Origin of the sequence: Streptomyces sp. NBC_01390, assembly GCF_045040105.1 — a bacterium.
Classification (GTDB): Bacteria; Actinomycetota; Actinomycetes; order Streptomycetales; family Streptomycetaceae; genus Streptomyces.
Window position 1 is genome coordinate 4,654,068 of record NZ_CP109551.1, and the last position, 24,131, is coordinate 4,678,198.

General features: G+C 72.0%; 20 protein-coding genes, 1 tRNA gene and 1 pseudogene. 12 read left to right on the forward strand and 10 right to left on the reverse strand.

Annotation, left to right across the window (positions count from 1 at the left end; all coding sequences use genetic code 11):
* Positions 1-87: 87 nt before the first annotated feature.
* Positions 88-1,506 carry a sensor histidine kinase gene (locus tag OG241_RS20725; protein WP_405817021.1) on the reverse strand — a complete coding sequence of 473 codons (1,419 nt, stop codon included), beginning with the start codon at positions 1,504-1,506 and terminating at the stop codon, positions 88-90.
* Positions 1,507-1,523: 17 nt separating this feature from the next.
* Positions 1,524-2,228, reverse strand: a complete 705-nt coding sequence (locus OG241_RS20730; RefSeq protein ID WP_405817022.1) for a response regulator transcription factor — start codon at positions 2,226-2,228, stop codon at positions 1,524-1,526.
* 120 nt (positions 2,229-2,348) lie between these two features.
* Between OG241_RS20730 and OG241_RS20735 the strand changes: the two genes are divergently transcribed.
* Positions 2,349-2,894: a hypothetical protein gene (locus OG241_RS20735; RefSeq protein WP_405817023.1), complete on the forward strand. Its 546-nt coding sequence runs from the start codon at positions 2,349-2,351 to the stop codon at positions 2,892-2,894.
* A gap of 33 nt (positions 2,895-2,927) precedes the next feature.
* Here the strand turns inward: OG241_RS20735 and OG241_RS20740 are convergent, their stop codons facing one another.
* Positions 2,928-3,797, reverse strand: a complete 870-nt coding sequence (locus OG241_RS20740) for a spermidine synthase (RefSeq protein WP_405817024.1) — start codon at positions 3,795-3,797, stop codon at positions 2,928-2,930.
* A gap of 53 nt (positions 3,798-3,850) precedes the next feature.
* Positions 3,851-4,309, reverse strand: a complete 459-nt coding sequence (locus OG241_RS20745; RefSeq protein WP_405817025.1) for a hypothetical protein — start codon at positions 4,307-4,309, stop codon at positions 3,851-3,853.
* A gap of 280 nt (positions 4,310-4,589) precedes the next feature.
* On the opposite strand from OG241_RS20745, the gene OG241_RS20750 reads away from it, so the two are divergent.
* Positions 4,590-6,044, forward strand: coding sequence for a hypothetical protein (locus OG241_RS20750; RefSeq protein ID WP_405817026.1), 1,455 nt, complete (start codon positions 4,590-4,592; stop codon positions 6,042-6,044).
* A gap of 458 nt (positions 6,045-6,502) precedes the next feature.
* Here OG241_RS20750 and OG241_RS20755 read toward each other — a convergent pair whose 3' ends face one another.
* Complete coding sequence (locus OG241_RS20755) at positions 6,503-7,099, reverse strand: histidine phosphatase family protein (protein ID WP_405817027.1); 597 nt, start codon at positions 7,097-7,099, stop codon at positions 6,503-6,505.
* Positions 7,100-7,383: 284 nt separating this feature from the next.
* Here OG241_RS20755 and OG241_RS20760 point away from each other — a divergent pair, with 284 nt between their 5' ends.
* From OG241_RS20760 to OG241_RS20790, 7 genes and pseudogenes are all read left to right on the forward strand, one after another.
* A complete protein-coding gene (locus OG241_RS20760; RefSeq protein ID WP_405817028.1) occupies positions 7,384-8,349 on the forward strand; it encodes a phosphatase PAP2 family protein in 966 nt (321 codons plus the stop codon).
* Positions 8,300-9,487, forward strand: a complete 1,188-nt coding sequence (locus OG241_RS20765) for a hypothetical protein (RefSeq protein ID WP_405826340.1) — start codon at positions 8,300-8,302, stop codon at positions 9,485-9,487. The genes OG241_RS20760 and OG241_RS20765 overlap by 50 nt, the downstream gene beginning before the upstream one ends.
* Positions 9,478-11,091, forward strand: a complete 1,614-nt coding sequence (locus OG241_RS20770; RefSeq protein ID WP_405817029.1) for a hypothetical protein — start codon at positions 9,478-9,480, stop codon at positions 11,089-11,091. The genes OG241_RS20765 and OG241_RS20770 overlap by 10 nt, the downstream gene beginning before the upstream one ends.
* 196 nt (positions 11,092-11,287) lie before the next feature.
* Positions 11,288-12,637, forward strand: a complete 1,350-nt coding sequence (locus OG241_RS20775; RefSeq protein ID WP_405817030.1) for an AAA family ATPase — start codon at positions 11,288-11,290, stop codon at positions 12,635-12,637.
* A gap of 340 nt (positions 12,638-12,977) precedes the next feature.
* Positions 12,978-13,334: pseudogene (locus OG241_RS20780) on the forward strand (hypothetical protein); the annotation flags it as partial.
* A 273-nt stretch (positions 13,335-13,607) separates the two neighbouring features.
* Positions 13,608-14,258, forward strand: coding sequence for a hypothetical protein (locus OG241_RS20785; protein ID WP_405817031.1), 651 nt, complete (start codon positions 13,608-13,610; stop codon positions 14,256-14,258).
* Positions 14,249-14,322, forward strand: a tRNA-Lys gene (locus OG241_RS20790). The genes OG241_RS20785 and OG241_RS20790 overlap by 10 nt, the downstream gene beginning before the upstream one ends.
* A gap of 58 nt (positions 14,323-14,380) precedes the next feature.
* Here the strand turns inward: OG241_RS20790 and OG241_RS20795 are convergent.
* Positions 14,381-15,757 carry a M6 family metalloprotease domain-containing protein gene (locus OG241_RS20795; RefSeq protein ID WP_405817032.1) on the reverse strand — a complete coding sequence of 459 codons (1,377 nt, stop codon included), beginning with the start codon at positions 15,755-15,757 and terminating at the stop codon, positions 14,381-14,383.
* Positions 15,758-16,206: 449 nt separating this feature from the next.
* Between OG241_RS20795 and OG241_RS20800 the strand changes: the two genes are divergently transcribed.
* A complete protein-coding gene (locus OG241_RS20800) occupies positions 16,207-18,126 on the forward strand; it encodes a putative bifunctional diguanylate cyclase/phosphodiesterase (protein ID WP_405817033.1) in 1,920 nt (639 codons plus the stop codon).
* A gap of 23 nt (positions 18,127-18,149) precedes the next feature.
* On the opposite strand, the gene OG241_RS20805 is transcribed toward OG241_RS20800, so the two are convergent.
* The 3 genes from OG241_RS20805 to OG241_RS20815 all read right to left on the reverse strand — a co-directional run bounded on the left by OG241_RS20805 (position 18,150) and on the right by OG241_RS20815 (position 20,992).
* Entirely contained in the window at positions 18,150-19,310 is a 1,161-nt protein-coding gene (locus OG241_RS20805; RefSeq protein WP_405826342.1) for an LLM class flavin-dependent oxidoreductase, read from the reverse strand.
* A 113-nt stretch (positions 19,311-19,423) separates the two neighbouring features.
* Positions 19,424-20,155 (reverse strand): decarboxylase, encoded by a 732-nt coding sequence (locus OG241_RS20810; protein ID WP_405817034.1) that lies wholly within the window; start codon positions 20,153-20,155, stop codon positions 19,424-19,426.
* Between the two features lie 21 nt (positions 20,156-20,176).
* Positions 20,177-20,992 carry a decarboxylase gene (locus tag OG241_RS20815; protein ID WP_405817035.1) on the reverse strand — a complete coding sequence of 272 codons (816 nt, stop codon included), beginning with the start codon at positions 20,990-20,992 and terminating at the stop codon, positions 20,177-20,179.
* A gap of 232 nt (positions 20,993-21,224) precedes the next feature.
* On the opposite strand from OG241_RS20815, the gene OG241_RS20820 reads away from it, so the two are divergent.
* Both OG241_RS20820 and OG241_RS20825 read left to right on the forward strand, forming a co-directional pair.
* Positions 21,225-22,175 carry a D-2-hydroxyacid dehydrogenase gene (locus OG241_RS20820; RefSeq protein WP_405817036.1) on the forward strand — a complete coding sequence of 317 codons (951 nt, stop codon included), beginning with the start codon at positions 21,225-21,227 and terminating at the stop codon, positions 22,173-22,175.
* 21 nt (positions 22,176-22,196) lie between these two features.
* Positions 22,197-23,627 (forward strand): amidase, encoded by a 1,431-nt coding sequence (locus tag OG241_RS20825; RefSeq protein ID WP_405817037.1) that lies wholly within the window; start codon positions 22,197-22,199, stop codon positions 23,625-23,627.
* Here the strand turns inward: OG241_RS20825 and OG241_RS20830 are convergent.
* Positions 23,608-24,123 (reverse strand): DUF3830 family protein, encoded by a 516-nt coding sequence (locus OG241_RS20830; protein ID WP_405817038.1) that lies wholly within the window; start codon positions 24,121-24,123, stop codon positions 23,608-23,610. The genes OG241_RS20825 and OG241_RS20830 overlap by 20 nt on opposite strands.
* Positions 24,124-24,131 lie beyond the last annotated feature (8 nt).

The window sequence follows — 24,131 nt, forward strand, 5'->3', positions numbered from 1 at the left end:
GTGAGTGGGGGCTGGTCGCGCAGTTCCCCGCGCCCCTAACAGACACGGCCCTGCGGGTCGAAAAGCACGGGGCGCAGCCCCTGCTTTTCAGGGGCGCGGGGAACTGCGCGAGAAGCCCCACCGGCCCGCACCCGACATCGAAACCGGCCAGGGTCTCCCCGCTCTCCGGTCCCGGTGGCCGCGCCGCACCGGGGCCCGACCGTCCAGCTGGATCCAGATCCGCACCTCCGTGCCGCCGAGTACCGACGAGCCGATCCGTACGTCCCCGCCCGTCGACTCCGCGAGCCGGCGCACGATGTCCAGGCCCAGGCCGGTCGACCCGGCGTTCCCGGAGCCGCGCCCCCTGGCCATGGCGGCCTCGGGGTCGGTGATCCCGGGCCCCGCGTCCGACACCAGCACGATCACCGCGTCGTCGCCGTTGTGCACGTCGACCGCGAAGGCGGTGCCCTCCGGGGTGTGCCGGAAGACGTTGCCGAGCAGGGCGTCGAGAGCGGCGGCCAGGTCGGCGCGGGCCACGGGTACGCGCACCGGCCCCTCCGCACCGGCCACCCGCACCTTCCTCCCCTCGTCCTCCGCGAGCGCCGACCAGAAGGCCATCCGCTCGCGTACGACCTCGGCCGCGTCGCAGCCGGCGCCCGGCCCGGGAGCCGTCGTTCTCGGTTTGGCCTCACGGGCGGTACGGATGATCGTGTCGACCTCGTGCTCCAGCTGGGCGACCGCGGCCCGGGTCTGCTCGGCGGCCGGACCGTCTCCGAGCGAGGCGGCGTTCAGCCGCAGCACGGTCAGCGGCGTCCGCAGCCGGTGGGACAGATCGGCCGCCAACTCCCTTTCGTTGGCGAGCAGTTGTACGACCTGGTCGGCCATGGAGTTGAACGCGACCGCCGCGAGGCGCAGTTCGGCCGGCCCTTCCTCGGGCACTCTGGCGCCCAGCTTCCCCTCCCCCAGTTCGTACGCGCCCTCGACGAGGCGCTTGGCGGGTCGCACCATGCGCACGCCCAGCCGGTCGGCGACGGCGACCGAACCGACGACGAGGACGGCGCCGACGCCCGCGAGCACCGCCCAGGCGAGGCCGACGCCGTTGCCCACCTCGGCCTCGGGGACGTACACCTCGACGACGGCTATGTCACCGGAGCTGAGCGCGACGGGCTGCAGGAGGGTGGAGCCGCCGGACACCTCGGTGGTGGAGACGCGGCCGAGTCTGCGGACTGCCGCGATGTCGGTGTCGAGGGCGCGCCGTCGTCCGAGGTCGACCGCGGTCGAGCCGCCGCTCGCGGGGATGTGCACGGCCAGGCCGGCATCCGATCCGGCGGCGGCGACGACCCGCTCCAGCTGGTCGCGGTCGGTGGTGATGGAGAGGGCGGGGGCGACGGCCGCGGCCTCCCGCTCGGCGTTGGAGAAGGCGCGGTCGCGGGCCATCTCCTTGATGACCAGCCCGAGCGGCACGGCGAAGGCCACCACGACCATGGTCGTGACCGCCACGCAGACCTTGACCAGCGCCCACCTCATGCTGTCCCCGTCCCCCCTCACAGCGGCGGCTCCGCTCCGGGCGGCACGAGCTTCACCCCGACGCCCCGCAGGGTGTGCAGATAGCGGGGCCGGGCCGCGGTCTCGCCCAACTTCCGCCGCAGCCACGACAGATGGACGTCGATGGTCTGGTCGTCGCCGTACGACTGCTGCCACACCTCCGCGAGCAGCTCCCGGCGCGCGACGACGACACCCGGGCGGTGGGCGAGGAAGGCGAGCAGGTCGAACTCGCGGCGGGTCAGGTCCAGTCGTACGCCGTCCAGTTCGGCCTGTCGGCGCAGCGGGTCGATGGCGAGGCCGCCGACGCGGAGGACCGAGGACGGCGGGGTGTCCACGGGCGCGGTGCGGGAGCGGCGCAGTACGGCGGCCATGCGGGCCGACAGGTGTTCGACCGAGAACGGTTTGGTGAGGTAGTCGTCCGCGCCCGCGTTCAGGAGGCGGACGATCTCCGACTCCTCGTCGCGTGCGGTGGCGACGATCACCGGCACGTCCGTGATTCCGCGCAGCATCTTGAGGGCCTCGGACCCGTCGAGATCGGGCAGACCGAGGTCCAGGATCACCACGTCGAATCGGAAGTGGGCGACCTCGCGCAGCGCCTCAAGGGCGGTGCCGACACTGCGCACGAGGTGCGCGGCATCGGTCAGCTGCCGGATGAGGGCGGAGCGCACGAACTGGTCGTCCTCGACCACGAGCACACTTGCCATGCGCCGCACCGTACGCCAATCCGGCGAGTCGGGTCCGGCGCCTGTGGACAACTCCGCGGCGACCGCGCCCGGACCCCGGCAGGCGACACCTGTGGGGCGCGTGAGGCAGTATGACCGGCGATGCGCAGAGGACTCGTACACCTTCTCGCGTGGACGCTGGCCACGGGCGCGGCGGCCACGATGACGTGGTGGGGTGTCCACACGGTGATGGCGGGAACGGCGTACGACCCGCCCCGCGCCCTCCCCATCACGGCGGCCGACACGGCCCGGCAGCAGTCGGTATCGCGGCAGCCGGAGCCGCCGCCCCCGTCGGTGAGCCCGGCGCCCACCCGTTCGACGCCGCCCGCGACGCCCACCGCGACCGCCTCGCCGACGCCGACAGCCACCCCGAGTGAGACCCCGGCCCCCGCCAAGTCCCCATCCCCATCCACCTCCACCTCCAAATCCACGGTGAAGGCGTACGACACCGAGGGTGGGCGGGCGGCCTTCGACCTCGGTACGGACTACGCGACGCTCGTGTCGGCGACGCCCGCGGCGGGCTGGTCGATGCAGGTGTGGAAGACGGAGACGTGGATCCGGGTGGACTTCGGCGCGGGCGCGGACCGGGTGTCGGTGTTCTGCACCTGGCACGACGGCCCACCGCACGTACAGGTCCTCACTTACTGACGACTTGCTGAAGCCGCTGATCGGCCGCCCGGATCAGCGGAACACCGACGGTGGCGGTGCCGGTGAGGCGACCGCCGCCGCGTCCGTGACCGGTACGGCCCCGCCGGTGAAGTCGGCGAGGGCGCGGCCGTGTTCGAGGCGGGCGGGGTGCGGGTCGGAGGCGGTACGGCGGGTCAGCTCGGCGATGGGCAACGGGTGCGCGGAGCCGACGAGCACCGCGTTGCCGAACCGTTTCCCCCGCAGCACCGTCGGGTCGGCGATCAGGGCCAGCTCGGGGAAGACGGCACCCGCGGTGGCGATCTGGCCGCGCAGATGGGCGAGCGGCGGTCCGTCGGCGAGGTTGGCGGCGTAACAGCCGGCGTCGTTCAAGACCCTGCGTACGTCGGTCAGGAACTCGACCGACGTCAGATGGGCCGGGGTGCGCGCCCCGCTGAACACGTCCGCGATGACCAGGTCGGCCCAGCCGTCGGGGATCTTCGCGAGACCTTCGCGGGCGTCGGTGGAGCGCACCCGGATCCGGGCGTTCGGGTCCAACGGCAGCTCTCGGCGGACCAGTTGGACGAGGGCCGCGTCCCGTTCGACGGCCTGCTGGGTGGACCGGGGGCGGGTCGCGGCGACGTACCGGGCGAGGGTGAGGGCGCCGCCGCCGAGGTGCACGACCTGCACGGGCTTGCCGGGCGGGGCGACGAGGTCGATCACATGGCCGAGGCGGCGCTGGTACTCGAAGGAGAGGTACGCCGGGTCGTCGAGGTCGACGTGGGACTGCGGGGCGCCGTCGATGAGCAGTGTCCAGGCGCGCGCCCGGTCCCGGTCGGGGATCAGCTCGGCGAGCCCGCCGTCGACCGTCTCGACGACGGCCTCGGCGGCCGACTGGCCGCGCCGCGCGTTTCTGGACTTTCCCATTCCCCCATTATCGGGGTGGGTGAAGGCCTGGGTCGTACGACGGTCGCGCGAGGTCAGCGGCGGTTGTCGGCGGCCTCGATGAGCCGGGCCGCCTCGCCGAGGGCCGCGCGGAGCACCGCCGGGTCGGTGGCCAGGTCCGCGTCCCCGGGCGGGAGCAACCAGTCCGAGCCCTCGACGGGGGGTGCGGGATCGGGGACCGCGAGGCTCAGGCCACGCCCATTGGTCTCCGTGCAGGTGCTGCCGGGGACGTCCCAGGCGGCGGCGGTGCCCGGCGGGACGAGGAAGCCGAGGGTGTCGCAGCCGTCGTCGTGCAGTACGGGACCGACCGCGTCACCGGCTCCCCGGCGCAGGATGTCGACCGCCTCCAGCCCCTGCCGTGCCGGAACCGTCACCAGATCACAGTTGGGTGCCACGTTTGACGCGGACGATGCGGGCAACGCGATTGATGTACGCGCGCTGAACGGCGTACACGGATCGATGCTTGGGCTGATCTCCATCCCGGCCTCCACCACGGAACCCCTCCTGAAACGAACGGGTCGGGAGTTCGGGTGGCTCCCGGTCCATCCGGTTCAACGCGCCACCGCGTCAACGGCTACGGCACAAGACCGCTGCAAAGGATGGCAGTTCATGGCAGATCGTGGATGAGATATCCGGTTTGTAGCCAAACCCCGCATGGCGGGTCGTGCACAGCGGGTACGTTCTTGCCCGCCGGAAACAGGACGTCCGATGGATAACTGTTCCAACTCGTCAGGAATCCGGCACGGTTCGACGGTTCGCAGAGAGGGCCCGGCCATGACGTCGTCAGCAGTGACCTCGTCGGAGTCCCCCCGGCCGCCACGGCCGAACCTCGCCTTTCGGCAGTTGCGCGGGCAGCGCTCTCCGGGCGAGTTCGCCGCGGCGGTACGGCGGGCCGCCCGCGAGATCGGAGAGCGGGTCAGCTGTGACGCGCGTTACGTCGGTCGGGTCGAGGCGGGTGAGATCCGCTGCCCCAACTACGCGTACGAACGGGTGTTCCTGCACATGTTCCCCGGCCGGACACTGGCCGACCTGGGGTTCGCGCCCCGCTCGTCGGTACGCGGACGCGGGGCGCGCGACACGGAGGACACGCCCCCCGTGCACCCCGCGAGCCCGACGTACACCGGCAGTGAGACGCCGGGGGCGTATGAGCCGTATGACATGCAGAACGCGCAGGACCCGTACGAAACGCACGACGACTACGAGGAGAGCGACGTGCTGCGTCGCGCATTCATGACGAGCGGTGCCACCGCGGCAGCCGTCTCCCTGAGCCCCTTCGGGTTCACCTACGAGGCCTCGGCCTCGACGCCGGACCGTCGCGCGCGCCGTGTCGGAGCCGGCGAGGCGGGGGCCTTGGAAGAGGCCGTCCGCCGCATCAGACTGCTCGACGACCGACACGGCGCCGACGGCCTCTACCGGCGCGCGGCGGCACCACTGCGGGCCGCCTACGAACTGCTCGACGCGGGCGCGGTACGGCAGGCCACCGCCGACCGGCTGCACTCGGGCGCCGGTGAACTCGCCATCTCCGTGGGCTGGCTGGCGCACGACTCGGGCCGCTTCGACGACGCGCGCTCGCACTACGCGGAGGCGCTGGCGACCGCCCGGGTGTCCGGCGACGCGGGCCTGGAGGCGCACGCCTTCTGCAACACCGCGTTCCTCGCGCGTGACTCGGGGCGTCCGCGCGAGGCGGTCAGAGCCGCGCAGGCCGCGCAGCGCGTGGCCCGACCGCTGGGCTCGCCCCGCCTGATGTCGCTGCTCGCGCTGCGCGAGGCGGGCGGCTGGGCGGGCCTCGCCGACCGCGCGGGCTGCGAACAGGCGCTGGCGCGGGCCCAGTCGCTGTTCGAACGCGGCCCCTCGGAGGCCGATCCCGAGTGGATGAGCTTCTACGGCGAGGCCGAGCTGGAGGGCCTGGAGGCGCAGTGCTGGTCGACGCTGGGCGACTGGCGCCGCGCGGCCCGGCACGCCCGCCGCGCGGCCCATCTCCAGGACCCGCACTTCACCAGGAACATCGCTCTGTACACGGCCGAACTCACCGACGACCTGGCGCGCGGGGGCCACCCGGACGAGGCGGCGGTGGCAGGTATGCGTGTACTGGACCTGCTGGACGAGGTCCAGTCCTCCCGCATCCAGACGATGCTGGCGGCCACGGCGAGGGTGCTGTTGCCGCACCGGCGGGCTTCGGGGGTCTCGGCGTTCCTGGAGAGGCATGCGAGTCTGCCGCGCACGGCATAGCTTGCGGGCGGTCTCGCGGCCTGGGTCGGCCCGGCCTTCCGGGCCCGGTCCGACCTGCCTGGCTGCGGGCCCGGTGGGGGCTGATCGCGCAGTTCCCCGCGCCCCTTCACGGCGTTCTCGCCGCCCCCGGTGCCATAGGCGCCCCCCGTCCCGACCTCGCACGACCGCGGGCCGGTCCCACCTGCCCGGCTGCCGGCCCGGTGGGGGCTGATCGCGCAGTTCCCCGCGCCCTTTCACGGCGCTGTCGCCGCCCCCGGTGCCATAGGCGCCCCCCGTCCCGACCTCGCACGACCATGGGCCGGTCCCACCTGCCCGGCCGCCGGCCCGGTGGGGGCTGATCGCGCAGTTCCCCGCGCCCCTTCACGGCGCTGTCGCCGCCCCCGGTGCCATAGGCGCGCCCCTTGGCGGCGTTCTCGCCGCGCGGAGTTCGAGTTGCTCGGGTTCTTGAGGGGGTTCGGCTAGCCGGGCAGGTGGCCCAGGTCGTTCCAGGTTTCTATGGCCGGCTCGCCGTAGGCCCAGCCCAGTACCGACAGGGACGTCGGGTTCAGTCTGATGCGGGCCGCGAAGTCGATCGGCAGGCCCAGCCAGCGCGCTCCGATCGAGCGCAGTATGTGGCCGTGGGCGAACACCAGCACGTCGCGCTCGGCCGACCGTGCCCACGCGACCACCTCGTCCGCGCGCGCGGTGACCGTCTCCAGGCTCTCGCCCCCGGGGACCCCGTCCCGCCAGATCAGCCACCCGGGCCGCACGGCCTGGATCTGGGCCGGGGTCATGCCCTCGTACGCCCCGTAGTCCCACTCCATGAGCGTGTCCCACTCGGTCGCACGCTCGGCGAACCCGGCGATCTCGCACGTCTCACGCGCGCGTGCCAGCGGACTCGTGCGCACCTCGACCCCGGGCAGCCCGTCGAGGGGCGCCCGGTGCAGCCGTTCGCCGAGCAGCTTGGCACCGCGCCGCCCCTCTTCGAGGAGGGGGACGTCGGTCCTGCCGGTGTGCTTGCCGGACAGCGACCACTCCGTCTGACCGTGCCGGGCCAGCAGGATGCGCGATGCCATGAGGGCCCCTTCCGGGGGGAGACGGTGAGCGTGGCAAATGAGGCGAGAGACGAACGAAAGGGGGCGACGAAGCAAATCAGGGGTACCGAATGGCGGAAAAGCAAGGCGGAACCCCTCCATCATCGCGCACCCTGTCGGAGGGCAACCGGGGGGTCGATCTTTGCGTCTTGCGACAGGGGCGCCGCCCCGGCGCGTTCACGTACACCGTAAAATCGGACGAACCGCAGGCCACCGACGACCGGAGGCGCAGCTCAACGGGAACACAGAGTGGGAGAGACGATCGGATGCCGCGGACCGATAGTGCACGGACCGAGACGGACCCACCCTCCCGGCTCCGCTGGTGGACCGAGCTGCCACTGCTCCTGCTCGTCTACGCGTGCTATTCGGCCGGACGCCTGCTGGTGCGGGGCAACGAGTCGACCGCCGTGGAGCACGGCCTGGCGATCCTCCGGTTCGAGAAGGCGCTGCGGCTGAACGCCGAGCACCCGCTCAACCGCCTGTTCACGAGCGAGTCCTGGATCGGCGTACCCGCGGACTTCTGGTACGCGTCGCTGCACTACCTCGTCACCCCGGCCGTCCTGATCTGGCTCTTCCGGTCCCATGCCGTGCGCTACCGGGCGGCCCGCACCTGGCTGATGGCCTCGACGTTCATCGGCCTGGTCGGCTTCACCCTGCTGCCCACCTGTCCACCCCGGCTGCTGGACGCCGGCCACGGCTTCGTCGACACGATGGCCCAGTACAGCTCGTACGGCTGGTGGGGCGGCCAGGCGAGTGCCCCGCGCGGGCTCGGCGGTATGACGAACCAGTACGCGGCGATGCCGAGCCTGCACGTCGGCTGGTCCCTGTGGTGCGGGGTGATGCTGTGGCGGTACGGCCGTACGCGCACCACCAAGGTCCTGGCCGTCGCCTATCCGCTGATCACCACGATCGTGGTGATGGGCACCGCGAACCACTACTTCCTCGACGCGGTCGCGGGTGCGGCCGTGATGGGCCTCGGGCTGCTGCTGGCACCGCTCGTCATGCGGAACGCGGACCGGGCGAGGGTGTGGATCACGGCTCGCGTCGCACCCGTCACAACGCGCTCTCGTGGCGCGGAGGCCCCGATTGTCAGTGGTGAATGCCAGACTTCCCCGCGTGAGCGAATTCCAAGGCAGCGCGAGTCCGTCTTCGGGCCGGTTCCCGGACCAGGGGCCGAGCCGGGTGCCGCTCCCGCGGACGCGGGGGACGGCGCTGCGGCAGCGGCTCGCTGAGCTGCGCGGTCCCTCGGTCCCGCCGAAGGCACTGGACGCGCGTGCCCTCGCGGCCCTCGCCGCCAACCCCGGGTGCAAGAGGCGCGCGATCCTGGACGGCGCGGGGGTGAACAAGGCGACGCTGGCGAGCGCGCTGGGCTCACCGTCCGCCTTCGGCCAGTCCCAGTTCGCCCTGGCGCGCGGCAACACCTTCGAGGCCCGGGTCAAGGCCGACGGGGGCTCGGAGCTGCTCCGGCTGGTGCACGAGAAACTGGACCCGGCCGCCCCTGCGCCGGTGGAGGCCGAGGTCCCCGACCTCACGGCGACCGGACCGGAGGGCCGTACCGCGCGGACGGCACTCGCCCTGCGCGACGCCACGACAGCGAGGGCCGGCACCGGTGCCGGCGGCTGGACGTTCCTCGACCACCCCATGCTCGCCCTCGACGTCGCCGGCTCCCCGGCCTTCCTGGAGCCGGACGCGGTGGTCGTGCACCCGGACGGCAGCTGGACGGTCGTGGAGATCAAGTCCTTCCCGATGCTGGACGGTTCGGCGGACCCCGCGAAGGTCGGCGCGGCGGCCCGTCAGGCCGCGGTGTACGTGCTGGCGCTGGAGGAGGTCGCCGCCCGGCTCACGCAGGGCAGCGATCCGGCGCCGGTCGTGCGCCATCGCGTGCTGCTGGTCTGCCCGAAGGACTTCTCCAACCTTCCGGCGGCATCCGCTGTCGATGTCCGTAAACAGCGCGCGGTGACCGGCCGCCAGCTGTCCCGGCTGACCCGTATCGAGGACATCGCCGACACCCTCCCCGAGGGCACGTGCTTCGCCCCCGACCTGCCCACCGCCGAACTGACCGCGGCGGTCGAGTCGGTGCCCGCGGAGTACGCGCCGGAGTGCCTGTCCACGTGCGAGCTGGCCTTCCACTGCCGTGACCGTTCCCGCGCGCAGGGCGCGGTGACCTCGCTGGGCCGCTCGGTACGGGCCGAACTGGGCGCCCTGACCACGGTCGACGACGTCCTGTCGGCGGCCCACGGCCGGTCCGGTGACCCCGAGGACCCGACGGTGGCCGCGCTGCGCAGAGCGGCGGCCCTGCGCGCCGAGGCACTGCGCGACGCCGAACTCACCTCTCCGGAACCGGAGCCGGAGGGCGCCGTATGTCGTTGATCGCCACCCTCGCCCGCCTCGAAGCCGTCAGCACCGGTCGCGCCCAGCCCGCCGCCACCGTCCGGCACCGTCACTTGTCCGAGCGGCCCCTCGTCCTCGTGCCGCTCATCACCGCCGGTGAGGCCGGGGCCCCGCTGGGCGCGCTGGTCGGCGACGACCGGGACGCGCCGCGGCTGCTCGTCGTCCCGCAGCCGCGCGACCGCGACCTCAGGTTCGCGTTCCTCGCCGAACTGGCCGACGTCGTCCTGCCGTTCATCGACTCCCACGCCGACGCCGTGGAGGCCGCGGAGCGCAGCGAGACCGACCCGGAGACCGGCAAGCGGGTCAAGGTCGAGGTCGAACTGTGCACGGACGCACCCCAGTTGATCGTCCCCAGCCGCGCCGGCATCGACCTCGTACGGCTGCTGGGGCGCTCGACGCGCTTTCGGCGTACGGCGGAACAGGACCCGGAGACGCCGCATCCCGCGCCGCCCCGGGTGCCGTTGCTCGGCCGTTGGTTCACGCACTACGGGGAGCGGGCCCGGGTCCCCGGTTCCGCTCTCCTCCTGTCGCTGACGGACGTGCTGTCGCGACACTGGGCGACCGGGCAGTCCACGCTGGAGGACCAGCACCTGGGGGCGCTGCTCGCCTGGATCGACCCGCCGGACGGTGTGTCGGGCGCCGAGGCGGCGCTGCGGGCCGAGTTGGCGCGGGACGCGAAGGGGCAGCTGCTGTGTCCGCCGGCCGGTCCGGCGACCGACCCCGCGTTCGACAACAAGCTGCTCGCCCCCGCGATCGAGAACTACAACCGCGTGCGGACGGCGCTCGCCGCCGCCGAGGACGGCGAGTCGGCGGACGACCGGCTCGGTGAACTCACCGCCGCCGAGCGGGACATCCGCGCCCTCGTCGAGAGCCGTACGCGGCCCACCTGGGACGCGGTGTGGCGCGGCCTCGACCTGCTGCGGGCGCTGCCGGAGGGCGCCCACGCGGCCGACCGGTGGACTCGCGACCGCTGGTCGTTCACCGGCCACCGCGACCGGGTCACCGCGGGCGAGCCCCCGCAGCCGCGCCGCGACGACGCGGTGACGGCGGCGAACAAGCTGGCCACGCGGGAGCGCGAACAGGCCCGTCTGGAGGCCCAGGAAGCCCTGGACGACCCGCTGGTGATGGCGGGCCGGCGGCTGGCCGGGGAGGCGTTCGCGGGCGAGGTCACGGATGTCGTCATGACGTACAGCGAGGGTAAGCGCCCGAGCCCGCGCCCGCTGGTCACCGTCCGCACGGACGACCGGCCGCAGCTCGGGGGGCGGGTGAAGGTGTACCGCTCCCTGGGCGGCAAGCCGCAGGCGGCGGAGTTCGTGGGCCTTGAGGACGGTCCGGGCGACGAGGGTTCGGTGATCGTGCTGCGGGTGGTCGACAAGATGGGCCGGGGCAAGGAGCCGGAGGCCGGGTCGGTGCCCGAGAAGGGGGACCTGGTCTGCTTCACGCTCTTCGAGCACGAGCAGCGGGGCGGCGCGAAGCTCCCCGACGCGGACCAGACACCGTGGACCCACGGCGGCCCTCCGGGTGAGGAACCGACGCCGACCCTGCCGGAGGCCGACCCGGTGACCGAAGAGGACGTGTTTTGAACCCTCCCCCTCGCGAACGAGCGGGATTCCTGGCTCACGCTGCCCGGTCGCTCAGCGAGCGATCAGGTCTTCCGCGATCAGCACCAGCCGGGTTGGAACCAGCCCGGTTTCCCCAGAGATTGGAGGTTGCTGTGCCAGCTTGGTTCTCGCTCAGCACACCGCGAGGCTACCACCCGTTGCCCGAACGGCACTCGCAGTGACCGCTCGCGCTCAGGCAGCCGCCTTCGACCCCGGAGCAGCCGCCGGTCGGGCCACCGACGCGATCCTCCGCGACACGCTGCACGGCACGCATCGCGGAGTCGTCGTCGACTCGCCGCCCGGGGCCGGGAAGTCCACCCTCGTGGTCCGGGCCGCGCTCGAACTGGCCGACGCCGGGCGCCCGTTGATGGTCATCGCGCAGACGAACGCCCAGGTCGACGACCTCGTCGTCCGGCTCGCCGAGAAGAACCCCGAGCTGCCGGTGGGCCGTCTGCACAGCAGTGACACCGACCCGTACGACAAGGCGCTGGACGACCTGCCGAACGTACGGAAGTCCGCGAAGGCCGCCGAGTTGGCCGGACTGGACGTGGTCATCTCCACGGCGGCCAAGTGGGCCCACGTCAAGGTCGACGAGCCGTGGCGGCACGCGATCGTGGACGAGGCGTACCAGATGCGCTCGGACGCGCTGCTCGCCGTCGCGGGACTGTTCGAGCGGGCCCTGTTCGTGGGTGACCCGGGGCAGTTGGCCCCCTTCTCGATCGTCGGCGCGGAACAGTGGGCGGGCCTGTCGTACGACCCGTCGGCCTCAGCGGTCACGACTCTGCTGGCCCACAATCCCGAGCTGCCGCAGCACCGGCTGCCGGTGTCCTGGCGGCTCCCGGCCTCGGCCGCGCCCCTCGTCTCGGCCGCCTTCTACCCGTACACCCCGTTCCGCAGCGGCACCGGCCACGGCGACCGACGGCTCGCCTTCGCGGTCCCGTCGGACGGCTCGGCCCCGGACCGGGTCCTCGACGAGGCCGCCGAATCGGGCTGGGGCCTGCTGGAACTCCCCGCCCGGCACACCCCTCGTACGGATCCCGAGGCGGTCCGCGCGGTCGCCATGGTCGTACGCCGCATGCTGGACCGGGGCGGCGCGGCCACGTCGGAACGCGGACCCGAGCCGACGCCCCTCACGGCCGACCGGATCGCGGTCGGCACGGCGCACCGGGACCAGGCGGCGGCGGTGCGTGCGGCGCTGGCCGAGCTGGGGGTCCCGGACGTCACCGTGGACACGGCGAACCGGCTCCAGGGCCGGGAGTTCGACGTGACGGTGGTCCTGCACCCCCTCTCCGGCCGCCCCGACGCCACCGCCTTCCACCTGGAGACGGGCCGCCTCTGTGTCCTCGCCTCCAGACACCGGCACGCGTGCGTGGTGGTGTGCCGGGCGGGCGTGACCGAACTCCTGGACGACCATCCGTCGACGGAACCGGTACAGCTGGGCGTGACGGTGAAGTTCCCGGACGGCTGGGAGGCGAACCACGCGGTGCTCTCTCACCTGGCGGAGCACCGGGTGGCCTGGCGTCCCTGACCGTCCTCACGTCACCTGCCCGTCACGCGATCAGCACGGCGCCGCCCAAACCGCCGGACGGAGTCCGGCACGCCGCCGGAGGCGGCCAATGGCAACAGCCCGGACGGCTGGGAGGCGAACCACGCGGTGCTCTCTCACCTGGCGGAGCACCGGGTGGCCTGGCGTCCCTAGGGGCAGATCAGGGGCGTGCTGGGGCGAACCCCCGGTCCCACTTGCGCGGGCAGGGGACAATGGACGGTGGCCCGGCTCGATTGCGGGGCCTTTTCGACCGTGTGCCGTACATGCCGTGGTGCGTGGAGGGTACGTAGGAACGGTGCGGACCGTACGAGGAGGAGAAGACATGGCGGAGCCCACGCCGCGTCGCAATGAACCGCGGCTACGCCCCGCGCCCCTGCTCTTCGAGCCCACGCAGGTGGCCGACGACCCCGAGCACTTCTTCGACCTGGAGTCGATAGACGACCCCCGCGCGCTGCTGACCCGCGCCACGGAGCTGACCCTCGCGTTCCGTGCCGCGACCGACCGCGCTGTCGAGTTCCAGGCGATGGCGGCGGCCCAGCTCGCCGACCCACGCCGCTTCGACCGGCTGACGCCGGCCGACATCGCGGAGCAGGCCGAGTGGACCGAGGACTACGCGCGGAAGATGGTCGAGTACGGCCGTGAGCTGCTGCGCGACGGCGGGGAGAACACCAGCGGCGGAGACGGCAGGACCGGCGGGATCGACGGGACCGGCGGAACCGACAGAAGCGGCCTCGGCGAGCACGGTCACGGTCACGACCACGTCGACCCGGTCTGATCCACGCGGGCCCTACCCGTTCCCGTTCGGTCGGATTCGATCAGTTTCCGTCTGTTCGGGTCCGGAAAGCCCGGGCGGCATATTCAGGAGGGCAAGGTACTCCACCTCGCCCCCTCTCGTCCCGGTTTCCGGCAACCCTCGGAGACCGACCGGTCACCGCCGGTAGACCTATATGCCATGAGCAGCCCACACACGGACATCTCGGGAGTCACCTCGGAGGGAGCCGCCTGGCTCGCCTCCGCAGGAACGTATCCGCGCAGCACGCTCTCACTCTGGGCCGAGCGGCCCACCGCCCCGCTCGTCCTGCCCTGCGGCACCGCGTTCGACGTCGTCAACGTGCCCGCCGTCTTCGGCCGCAGGATGCTCGACCGACTCTGGGACGGCGGACCGGGTTCGGGCCCAGTGGCGGCCTACCGGGGCCGGATCCTTCTGTTCGCGGCACTGGGCACGGCCCAGCGGCTGCCGTCGCTCCTGAGGTGGGAGGAGTGGGGCTCGGCCGGCGAGGGCGGCACCGGACGCCGCCACGCGGTCCCGCCACTCCTCTGTCACGGCCGCGGCGACGCGGTGACGGTCCCCGCCCTGCTGAACGACGAGACCGGAGACGGGAACGGCGACAGGAACGGCGACGGCGCCGAGGATGATCCCCGGCCCGAGTCCCGCTGGGTCGTCGCCCCCGACACCAGTCGTCCCTGGCTTCCGGGCCCGGAAATCCTGCTCTGGGCGGCCGTCCGAGCGGCCCGTTCCGCGGCCTCCGACGGGGTGCGGATATCGATTTTTCCTCCCGCCGATCAGGGTGCTAAGGTCTACGACGTCAGCAAGCGCCGCTAGCTCAGTTGGTTAGAGCAGCTGACTCTTAATCAGCGGGTCCGGGGTTCGAGTCCCTGGCGGCGCACGTTGTCGATTGGCGAGGCTGTTTTCGAACAGCCTCGCCAACGTCGTTTCCGGACCCCTTACCCGGCGTTCGTGATCTGCACCGTCCACGCCCCTGAGGGCGTGCGGCCCTCCACCTCGACGCGGACGTTCTCGCCGGGCACGGTGAAGCTCTCGCCCAGGGCGACGGGCGCGTCCGCGAGGGGCGGGTAGACCGAGTCCTCCCAGCAGGCCTCGGTACGCGGATGGGCGTCGACCACTTCGACCGGACCACCGCCCGACTCGGCCCCGCCGCGCACCCGGTAGACGAGCACCCCCTGCGTGCAGGTCGCGCTGTCGTTGCCCGTCGCTCCCCGCGCCTCGAAGGCGAGCGCCCGGTCGGCCCCGGTCCGTACGACGGCCAGCTTCACCCCGTCCCCCTGCCCGAAGACCGGCGCACCGGCCCCCGTACCCCCGCCGCCGCCGAACGCATCCGCGCCCGCCCTCGCATCCCCACGCGCGTACGCGGTCGCGGCCGGCCGCGCCTCCAGTGATTCCAGGGTCAGCCGGGTCGAACCTCCGCCGCGCACACACACCACCTGGCGTGGATCCAGCCACCCGAGTTTCCACTTGTGCCAGGCGAACAGGTCCGGTGCCAAGCCGAACTGACTGCCCATCAGGTCCCAGTCGCCGACATACGTGTCCCAGTCGCCCTTTCCGTCCACGGGCCGGTGGTAGAGGTCGGGCAGGTCGAAGACATGACCCGTCTCGTGGGCGAGGACGAGCCGGTCCGGCGGATGCTTCTCGAAGACGGTGACGACGCGACGGATGTCCGTGCCGTCGGCCCGCAGCGGGACGTCCAGGTTGACGACCTTCGTCGCATCGGAGTCGACGCCGGGCGCGTCCGGGTCGGCCACGAAGTAGACGATGTCGTAGCGCGAGAAGTCGACGTCGCGGTCGGCGGCGGCGAGCGCGTCGCGCAGATAGTCGGCACGGTGGGCGGCGCTCCAGTCCCGCTGTATGGCGTACGCGGTGGACGGCCGTGGCATCCGCAGCCAGTTCCTGAGCGGGTGCGGGCGCAGGGTGAACCTGCCGTACGAGGCGCGGGCGAAGAAGTCGCTGGTGGCCGGGAAATGGTCGGCGGCCAGTTCACCGGGGGTGGTTCGCGGGCGTGAGTCCGGGAACGAGAGGAAGACCATCACGGCGTCGAGCGCGCGGGAGGGACGCGGATAGGCCGCGTTCCAGGTGTCGAGGCCCTCCGAGTGGTGGGCGTCGGTGCGCTGGAGGGCGCAGGACCGCACCGAGAAGGGCTCGGCGACGGAGGGGCCGGCGATGAGGGAGGTGGCGGCCAGGGCCGTCATGGTGGTGAGAACGGCGGCCGTACTGCGCAAGCGGGGGCTCGCGCCGACGCACGCGAGCCCTCTGAATCCCGCCAGGGCATCACGGGTGAGCCCCCTGAGGGGAAGCTGACGCGGCACGCAGACCTCCGGATTCGGGATCGGGGACACCGCCACCCAGCCTGTGTGATCTTGCGTTTATATGCCTTGTTTGTCTGCACCAGAAGGGTGACCGGCGAACGATCAGGCAGGTGACCAGGGGCTATGCGGGCCGGCCTGGTAAACGGCCAAGCATGCGAGGGCTCACCCTTTGTGGAGCGACACCCCGAAACACTCACGGAACGTCACAAGCGATCGAGGGTGAAGGAACCTGTCCAGGCGCGGGCAGAAACGATCTGTCAGAACCACCGGTCGTTCATGGACACTGGACAGTGGCTGGAAGGGCTTCGGGCCAGCCTCTATGATCGGCACACTTTCCTGGCACTTCCCTGACACTTTCCTGCACGGACGACGCCAGGGCGGCGGTTTGCCGCCCGGTCGGCCGCCCGACGGGATCCATATCAAGACCGAGTGCACTGCGGGAGCGAGCGGTGAGCGGAACGTCCGAAGGGCCGGCGCCCGCGGTAGATCTCATCCGGCCGGCCGTCACAGAGAGTAACTCCGACACGTCGTCTTCTACCTCATCCACGGCCTCCACCACGTCGACCACGGCTTCTACGGCTTCTACGTCGTCCACGCCCACTTCCCCTGCCCCGGCTCGCCCCGCCCTGATGGACGGCGCGTTCGCGGCGGCGCCGCTGGCGATGGCCGTGGTGGACCGGGAGGGCCTGGTCGTCACGGCGAACCAGTCCCTGGGCGAACTGCTGGGCATCGACCCGGAGGTGCTGGCCGGCAAGGTGGCCGCCGACCTGGTCGACCTGGCGTCCGACACCCGCGCGTGGCACGCGTACCGCGAGGTGCTGCGCGGCCGACCGGCACGGCTGCGCTGCACACGCCGCCTCAAACACCCTGACGGGCACTCCCTGTGGGCCCAGGTAAGGGTCACACCACTGCCGAAGGAGGCCTCCGGGGCGGCGCCGGGCGTGCTGCTGTCCGTGGCCGACGTCAGTGCGCGCCGTGAACTCCAGGCGCGGCTGCGGCACTTGCAGATGCACGATCCGGTGACGCGCCTGCCCAACCGCACGTTGTTCTTCGAGCGGCTGTCGGCGGCGCTGGAGGCGGAGTCGTACGAGCGCAGCGGGACGGGCCGAATCGGCCTGTGCTACCTGGACCTTGACGGCTTCAAGGCCATCAACGACACCCTCGGCCACCGCGTCGGCGACCGGCTGCTCGCCGCCGTGGCCGAGCGTCTCACCCGGTGTGCGGAGGAGGCGGGACTGGCCCGGCGGAACCCCGGCGCCGTCGCACCGCTGGTCGCGAGGCTGGGCGGCGACGAGTTCGCGCTGCTGATCGAGGACTCGACGGGCACCGACCAACTGGCGGACCTGGCCGAGTCGGTGCTGAAAGCGCTCCAGCTCCCCTTCGACCTCGCAGGTCAGCGGATGTCCGTCTCCGCCTCCATCGGCGTCGTCGAACGGCACGCGGCGGGCACGACTCCCACGGGTCTGATGCAGGCCGCGGACACGACGCTGTACTGGGCCAAGGCCGACGGCAAGTCCCGGTGGACGCTCTTCGATCCCGAGCGCAACGCCCACCGGATGACCCGTCAGGCCCTGTCGTCCACCCTCCGGCCGGCCATCGAGCGGGGTGAATTCGCCCTGGACTACCAGCCGTTGGTGGGTATGGCGGACGGCCGGGTGCACGGTGTCGAGGCGCTGGTGCGCTGGCATCACCCCCAGTTCGGTACGTTGACGCCGAACCGGTTCATCGGACTGGCCGAGGAGGACGGTTCGATCGTGCAGCTGGGGCGCTGGGTCCTCGCCACGGCCTGCCGCCAGGCCCGCCGCTGGCAGCTCGAACGCCCCGACCAGCCGCCGATCTTCGTGAGCGTCAACGTCGCCGTACGTCAGGTCTGGGACTCGGATCTGGTGGCGGACGTCGCGGAGATCCTCGCGGAGACCGGCCTGCCGGCGCGTCTGCTGCAGCTGGAACTGACGGAGTCGGCGGTCATGGGCTCCGCCGGCCGGCCCCTCCAGGCGCTCCAGGCACTCAGTGACATGGGTGTGGGCATCGCGATCGACGACTTCGGCACCGGGTATTCGAACCTCGCCTACCTCAGCCGGCTGCCCGTGTCAGTACTGAAACTGGACGGTTCTTTCGTCCGGGGCTTCCAGTACGAGGGTGAGGGCGTCGCGCCGAACCCGGCCGACGAGATCGTCGTCGAGGCGATGATCCAACTCGCGCACCGGCTGGGGCTGACGGTGACCGCGGAGTGCGTGGAGACGGCGGCCCAGGCCGGCCGCCTGCGCCGTATCGGGTGCGACACGGGGCAGGGCTGGCTCTACTCGCGGCCGGTGGGAGCGGACCGGATCTCCTTGCTGATGGGGGGCAGTGCGTGTCGGCAGGGGTGATCTGCCGACACACCGTCACTCCATCAACCCGCGACTGTGCCCGTACTCGCGACCGTGGGCAATCCGTAGGCGTCCGCGATGAGTTCGTACGAGCGCAGGCGCATGTCGCCCCGGTGGGCGTGGGAGACGAGCATCAACTCGTCGGCTCCCGTGCGCTTTTGGAGGTCGTCCAGGCCTGTGCGGACCTCGTCCGCCGAGCCGTGGATGATGTTCGACATCCAGGAGCTGATGAACTCCCGCTCCATCGGGCTGAATTCGTAGGCCTCCGCCTCCTCCGGCGTCGGGAACAGGCCCGGGCGGCCGGAGCGCAGACGGGCCATGTTGAGGCCCATCGCGAGGACCTGCCGACGGGCCTCGTTCTCGTCGTCGGTGGCGAGGGCGGAGACGCCGATGAGGGCGTACGGGGCGTCGAGGACGGCGGAGGGCTGGAAGGACTGCCGGTAGAGGTCCAGGGCCGGGACGGTGTTCTGCGCGGAGAAGTGGTGCGCGAAGGCGAAGGGGAGGCCCAGCACGCCGGCGAGGCGGGCGCTGAAGCCGGAGGAGCCGAGCAGCCAGATGGGCGGCCGGTGGGGGGACTGGACTCCGCCCGGGGACGTCGACTGGACCGGGCCGGGGATGGCGTGGATACGGCTGTAGGGGTGGCCGTCGGGGAAGTCGTCGTCCAGGAAGCGGGTCAGCTCGGCGAGTTGCTGGGGGAAGTCGTCGGCGCCCTCGTTCAGCCGTTCCGCGCGACGGAGGGCCGCGGCGGTGGCGCCGTCCGTTCCGGGGGCCCGGCCGAGGCCGAGGTCGATGCGGCCCGGCGCCATGGCTTCGAGGGTGCCGAACTGTTCGGCGATGACCAGGGGGGCGTGGTTGGGGAGCATGACGCCGCCGGAGCCCAGCCGGATGCGCTGGGTGTGCGCGGCGAGGTGGGCGAGGATCACGGCGGGCGAGGAGGAGGCCACGCCGGGCATGGAGTGGTGCTCGGCGACCCAGTAGCGGTGGAAGCCGCGGGATTCCGTGAGGCGGGAGATGGCGACGCTGGCGCGCAGGGCCTCGGTGGCGGTGTGGCCGGAGCCCACGGTGACCAGGTCGAGGACGGAGAGGGGGACGGGTGCGGTGCCCCGTGTCTCGCCCCGGATCCCGTCCGCCGTGGCCTCCGGCGTCGCGTCCGCCGTCGCCTCCGGGTTCCCGTCTGCCGTCACATGTGCCGTCGCGTCTGCGGTCACGGTGGGTGCCTCCTGCTGCTGTCTGGTGCCGTGCGCTGTCCTCAACCGGGCAACAGGAGGCGGACTCCGCTTTATTCCGGGCGGTCGCGTCAGACCTGTACCAGCGGCTCCTTGTCGAACAGGGTGCCCAGGGAGGGTGCGTTCACCTTGCGGGTCGCCAGCCGCAGGGCCTCCCACACGGAGACCTGGTTCGCGGTGAGGACGGGCTTGACCAGCTGTTTCTCCAGGGTCGCGATGTGCGACGCCGTGTGCAGTGCCGTGTCCGGGAGGAGCAGGGCCTCCGCGCCCGCGTGGTCGGCCTCGCGGGCCAGCGCCGTCAGCTCCTCCTCGCCCCACTCCCCCACCTCCGCCGCCGTGACGATCCCGGCACTGTGGACCGCCGTCACCTCGATCCCCGCCGCCCTCAGGAACTCCGCGAACAGTTCCGTCACGTCCGCCGGATACGTCGCCCCGACCGCCACCTTCCGCACTCCCAGCTCCCGCACCGCGTGCACGAAGGCGAAGGATGTCGACGACGCCGGCAGGCCCGCGGCCCGGGCGAGGGCGCGTACCTGCTCGTGGGCGCCCTCCCAGCCGTACACGAAGCTGCCGCTGGTGCAGGCCCACACCACCGACTCCGCGCCGGACAGCCGCAGCTCCTCCACGCCCGCCGCGAGGCGGTCGGGCGAGCCCATCTCCAGGAGGGCGTCCACCCGGTGCGCGTCCTCACCGATGTCCGTATGGACGAGATCCAGCCGGATGTCGCTGCCGAGAAGCTGCTCGACGCGCTGGTAGTCGTCCTCGGCGGAGTGGCCCGGGTAGAGGAATCCGAGTGCCGTCATGATCCAGCCTTCCTGCTTGCCTTACGTTCCCAGCCTGCGCTGATCCTGGTGTTCCTGCTGCTCCTGCCGTTCTTCCGGCAGCACCGGGGGCCAGGCGCGCGCCGACTCGTCGAGCAGCGCCTGGTAGGGCCCCACGGCTCGGGTACCCAGTCGACGCAGCGCCGCCCAGATCGTGACCTGGTTGGCCGAGATCACCGGGATGCGCAGTTCCGCCTCCAGTTGCGCGATCACGTCGTACGTGGGGAGGTTCGTGCAGCTGATGAACAGCGCCTCGGGCCGCGTCCCCTCCGTCGCCCGCCGGGCCATGTCCGCCACGGCGCGGTACGGGACCTTCCAGATGTGCCGGGTCAGGCCCATGTACGCGCATCCCGTGACCGTGACGCCCGCCTCGGCGACGTACTCCTCCAGGGCCCGCGTCACCGACTCCGTGTAGGGCGTGACGAGGGCCACCCGGCGTACGGACAGCTCCGCGAGGGCTTCCAGGAGCGCTCCCGAGGTCGTCACCGAGGGGACCTCGCCCGCGCGGGTCATCGCCTCGCACATCGCCCGCTCCCCGGCGACACCGCCGACGAAGCTGCCCGAGGTGCAGGCGTAGGCGACGATCTCGGGGGCGATGACGTTCAGGGTGCGTACCGCGTCGCCGAGGGTCTCGTGTTCGCTGACCAGACGGGCCAGGTCGAGGCTGACCTCCACGGGGACGAACGGGGTGCGGGTGAGGTGCAGGGACACCTCGTCGGGGACCCAGCGCCAGAGCTCGCGGTCCAGAGCGAAGTCGAACGGGGCGACGACGCCGACACCGCGTTGTGGCCGTGGTCCACCGAGAAACGACACATCCATGACAGGCACCGGCCTCACAGTGAGGAGCGACGGGGCAACGGACCGTACGCTCGCCCGTGTTGACGAAGGTAGGTTCGAGTGCGAGCGTGGTCAATCCGCGCATGTCAGACACTCGGACACCAGGTCGTTCAGCCACCCCGTCTCCCCCTTTCTCCCGCCTTCCCGTCGTCCCCGCCGCCCCCGCCGCCCCCGTCGTCCCGTCGTCCAGCCCCCTGATCGGAAACGGCTCCCGATGCCCGCGCTCCCCACGCTCCTCGTCCTGGACGCCGATCCGCCGCCCCGTCTGGGCCGGCTCACCGGGCGGGCCCGGATCGTGCACGCCGACGAGGCCACTCTCGCCGGGCAACTCCCTTACGCCGACGTCCTGCTCGTCTGGGACTTCGCCTCGCGCGCCGTGCGGGCCGCCTGGCCGGGCGAGGGGGCGCGTCCGCGCTGGGTGCACACCGCGAGCGCCGGTGTGGACCATCTGATGTGTCCCGAACTCGCCGCGTCCGACACCGTGGTGACCAACGCGCGGGGCGTGTTCGACCAGCCCATCGCCGAGTACGTCGCCGCCCTGGTCCTCGCGATGGCCAAGGACCTGCCGACGACCCTGCGCCTCCAGGAGCGGCACGAGTGGCGGCACCGGGAGTCGCAGCGGGTCGCCGGGACGAAGGCCTGTGTCGTCGGGTCGGGCCCGATCGGGCGGGCGATCGCCCGGTATCTCAAGGGACTTGGTGTGACACCGGCGATCGTCGGACGTACTCCACGAACCGGTATCCACGGACCCGCCGACCTCAACCGGCTGATGGCGCGCGCCGACTGGGTGATCGCCGCCGCTCCCCTCACCGCCGACACGCACCACATGTTCGACGCCCGCCGCTTCGGCGTCATGCAGCCCTCGGCGCGTTTCGTCAACGTCGGCCGCGGACAGCTCGTCGACGAGGCCGCGCTCGCCGAGGCGCTGTCGAAGCGGTGGATCGCGGGCGCCGCCCTCGACGTGTTCGAGCACGAGCCGCTCACGCCGGACAGCCCCCTGTGGGAGGTGCCCGGGCTGATCGTCTCCCCGCACATGAGCGGCGACACGGTCGGCTGGCGCGATGAACTCGGAGCGCAGTTCCTTGAGTTGTACGAGCGATGGGACGCGGGGAAGCCACTGACGAACGTCGTCGACAATCAGCGCGGGTACGTACCGGGGCACTGACCCGAACCGGAGGGGCGAACGATGACCGAGCTTGCCGAACTGGCCCAACTCACCGCCACCCAACTCCTGGACGGCTACCGCAAGGGCGAGTTCAGCCCCGTCGACGCCACCCGCGCCGCACTGGAACGCGCCGAGCAACTCCAGCCCGTGGTCAACGCGTTCGTACGGATCGACGCCGAGGCGGCGCTCGCCCAGGCAGCTGAATCGGCCGACCGGTGGCGGCGCGGTGAGCCGGCGGGGCTCGTGGACGGCGTACCCACGACCGTGAAGGACATCATCCTGCTGCGCGGTACGCCCACCCTCCGTGGCTCCAAAACCGTTGACAGCGCGGGCAGTTGGAGCGAGGACGCGCCTTCCACCGCCCGGCTGCGCGAGCACGGCGCGGTCTTCCTCGGCAAGACGACCACCCCCGAGTACGGCTGGAAGGGTGTCACCGATTCGCCGCTGACCGGCGTGACCCGCAACCCGTACGACAGCTCGCGCACCGCCGGTGGATCGAGCGGCGGGAGCGCCGCCGCCGTGGCCCTCGGCGCCGGGCCGCTGTCGCTCGGGACGGACGGCGGGGGCAGTGTCCGTATCCCGGCGGCGTTCTGCGGGATCTTCGCGCTGAAGCCGACGTACGGCCGTGTCCCGCTCTATCCCGCCAGCGCCTTCGGGACCCTCGCGCACGTCGGGCCGATGACCAGGACCGTGGCGGACGCGGCACTGCTGATGGACGTGATCAGCCGGCCCGACTCCCGTGACTGGTCGGCGCTCGGGCCGCCCGTCCCCGATTCGTACGCGGACTCCCTGTCCGGCGGGGTCCGGGGGCTGCGGGTGGCCTACTCGGCGTCCTTCGGCGGTCAGGTCCCGGTGCGTCCGGCCGTCGCCGGAGCGGTCCGGCGGGCGGTGGAGCGGCTAGCGGAACTCGGCGCGCACGTCACCGAGACCGACCCCGACTTCACCGATCCGGTGGACGCCTTCCAGACCCTGTGGTTCAGCGGGGCGGCCCGGGTCACCCAGCGACTCGGCTCGCGGGACGTCGAGTTGCTCGATCCCGGGCTGCGGGAGATCCGGGAGCTGGGGGGCCGGATCAGCGCCCTCGACTATCTGGCGGCGGTCGACGTCCGGATGGAACTCGGGCGCCGGATGGGCCTGTTCCACGAGTCGTACGACCTGTTGGTGACTCCCACTCTGCCGATCACCGCGTTCGAGGCGGGAGTTGAGGTGCCCGGCGGTTCGGGACTGCGGCGCTGGACGGGGTGGACTCCGTTCACGTACCCGTTCAACATGACGCAGCAGCCCGCCGCGACCCTCCCCGTGGGGGTCGACGGGGACGGGCTGCCGGTGGGGTTGCAGCTCGTCGCGGCCCGGCACCGGGACGACCTGGTACTGCGGGCCGCGCGCGCGCTGGAGGAGGCCCTCAGACCCGCCGGACCCGGGAGCGGCGGAATCAGGCCCGTCGGAAGCTGAGCGTCTCCCCCGCCGCGCCCGACCGCCACAGGTCGTTGCAGGCCTCCGCCATCTCCGGCAGGCCCTCGACGACCTCGCCCCACACCGTGCCCGGCACCCAGCCCACATCGCCGTTCAGCAGCAGGTTGTTGCGCTCGTAGAACAGGGCGAGGTCGACCAGCGTCGTGTCCTGCCCGACCTCGCGGTCGTAGCCGTACGCCTTCGTTCCCAGCTCGGCTCCGGCGAACGCGAAATAGCAGAGATCTCCCGGGATCGGGGTGACTGTCGGATTCTCCAGCGGCGGTTGCGATTCTCCGAAGGGGGCGAAGAGTGCGTATATCTCGTTGCGTGCGTACTTGGCGTGGTAGACGTCACCGGACAACGGCAGGGCGTTCCACACGGTTTCGCAGGTGATCGGGGCCCGGTCGGTCAGGAGTTTCACCGTGCAGTGGATTTTCCGGACGGTCAGTGACACTTCGATGTATCGGTCATCACCCTTGTGTTCCATGCCTCCCATGCGTTCCC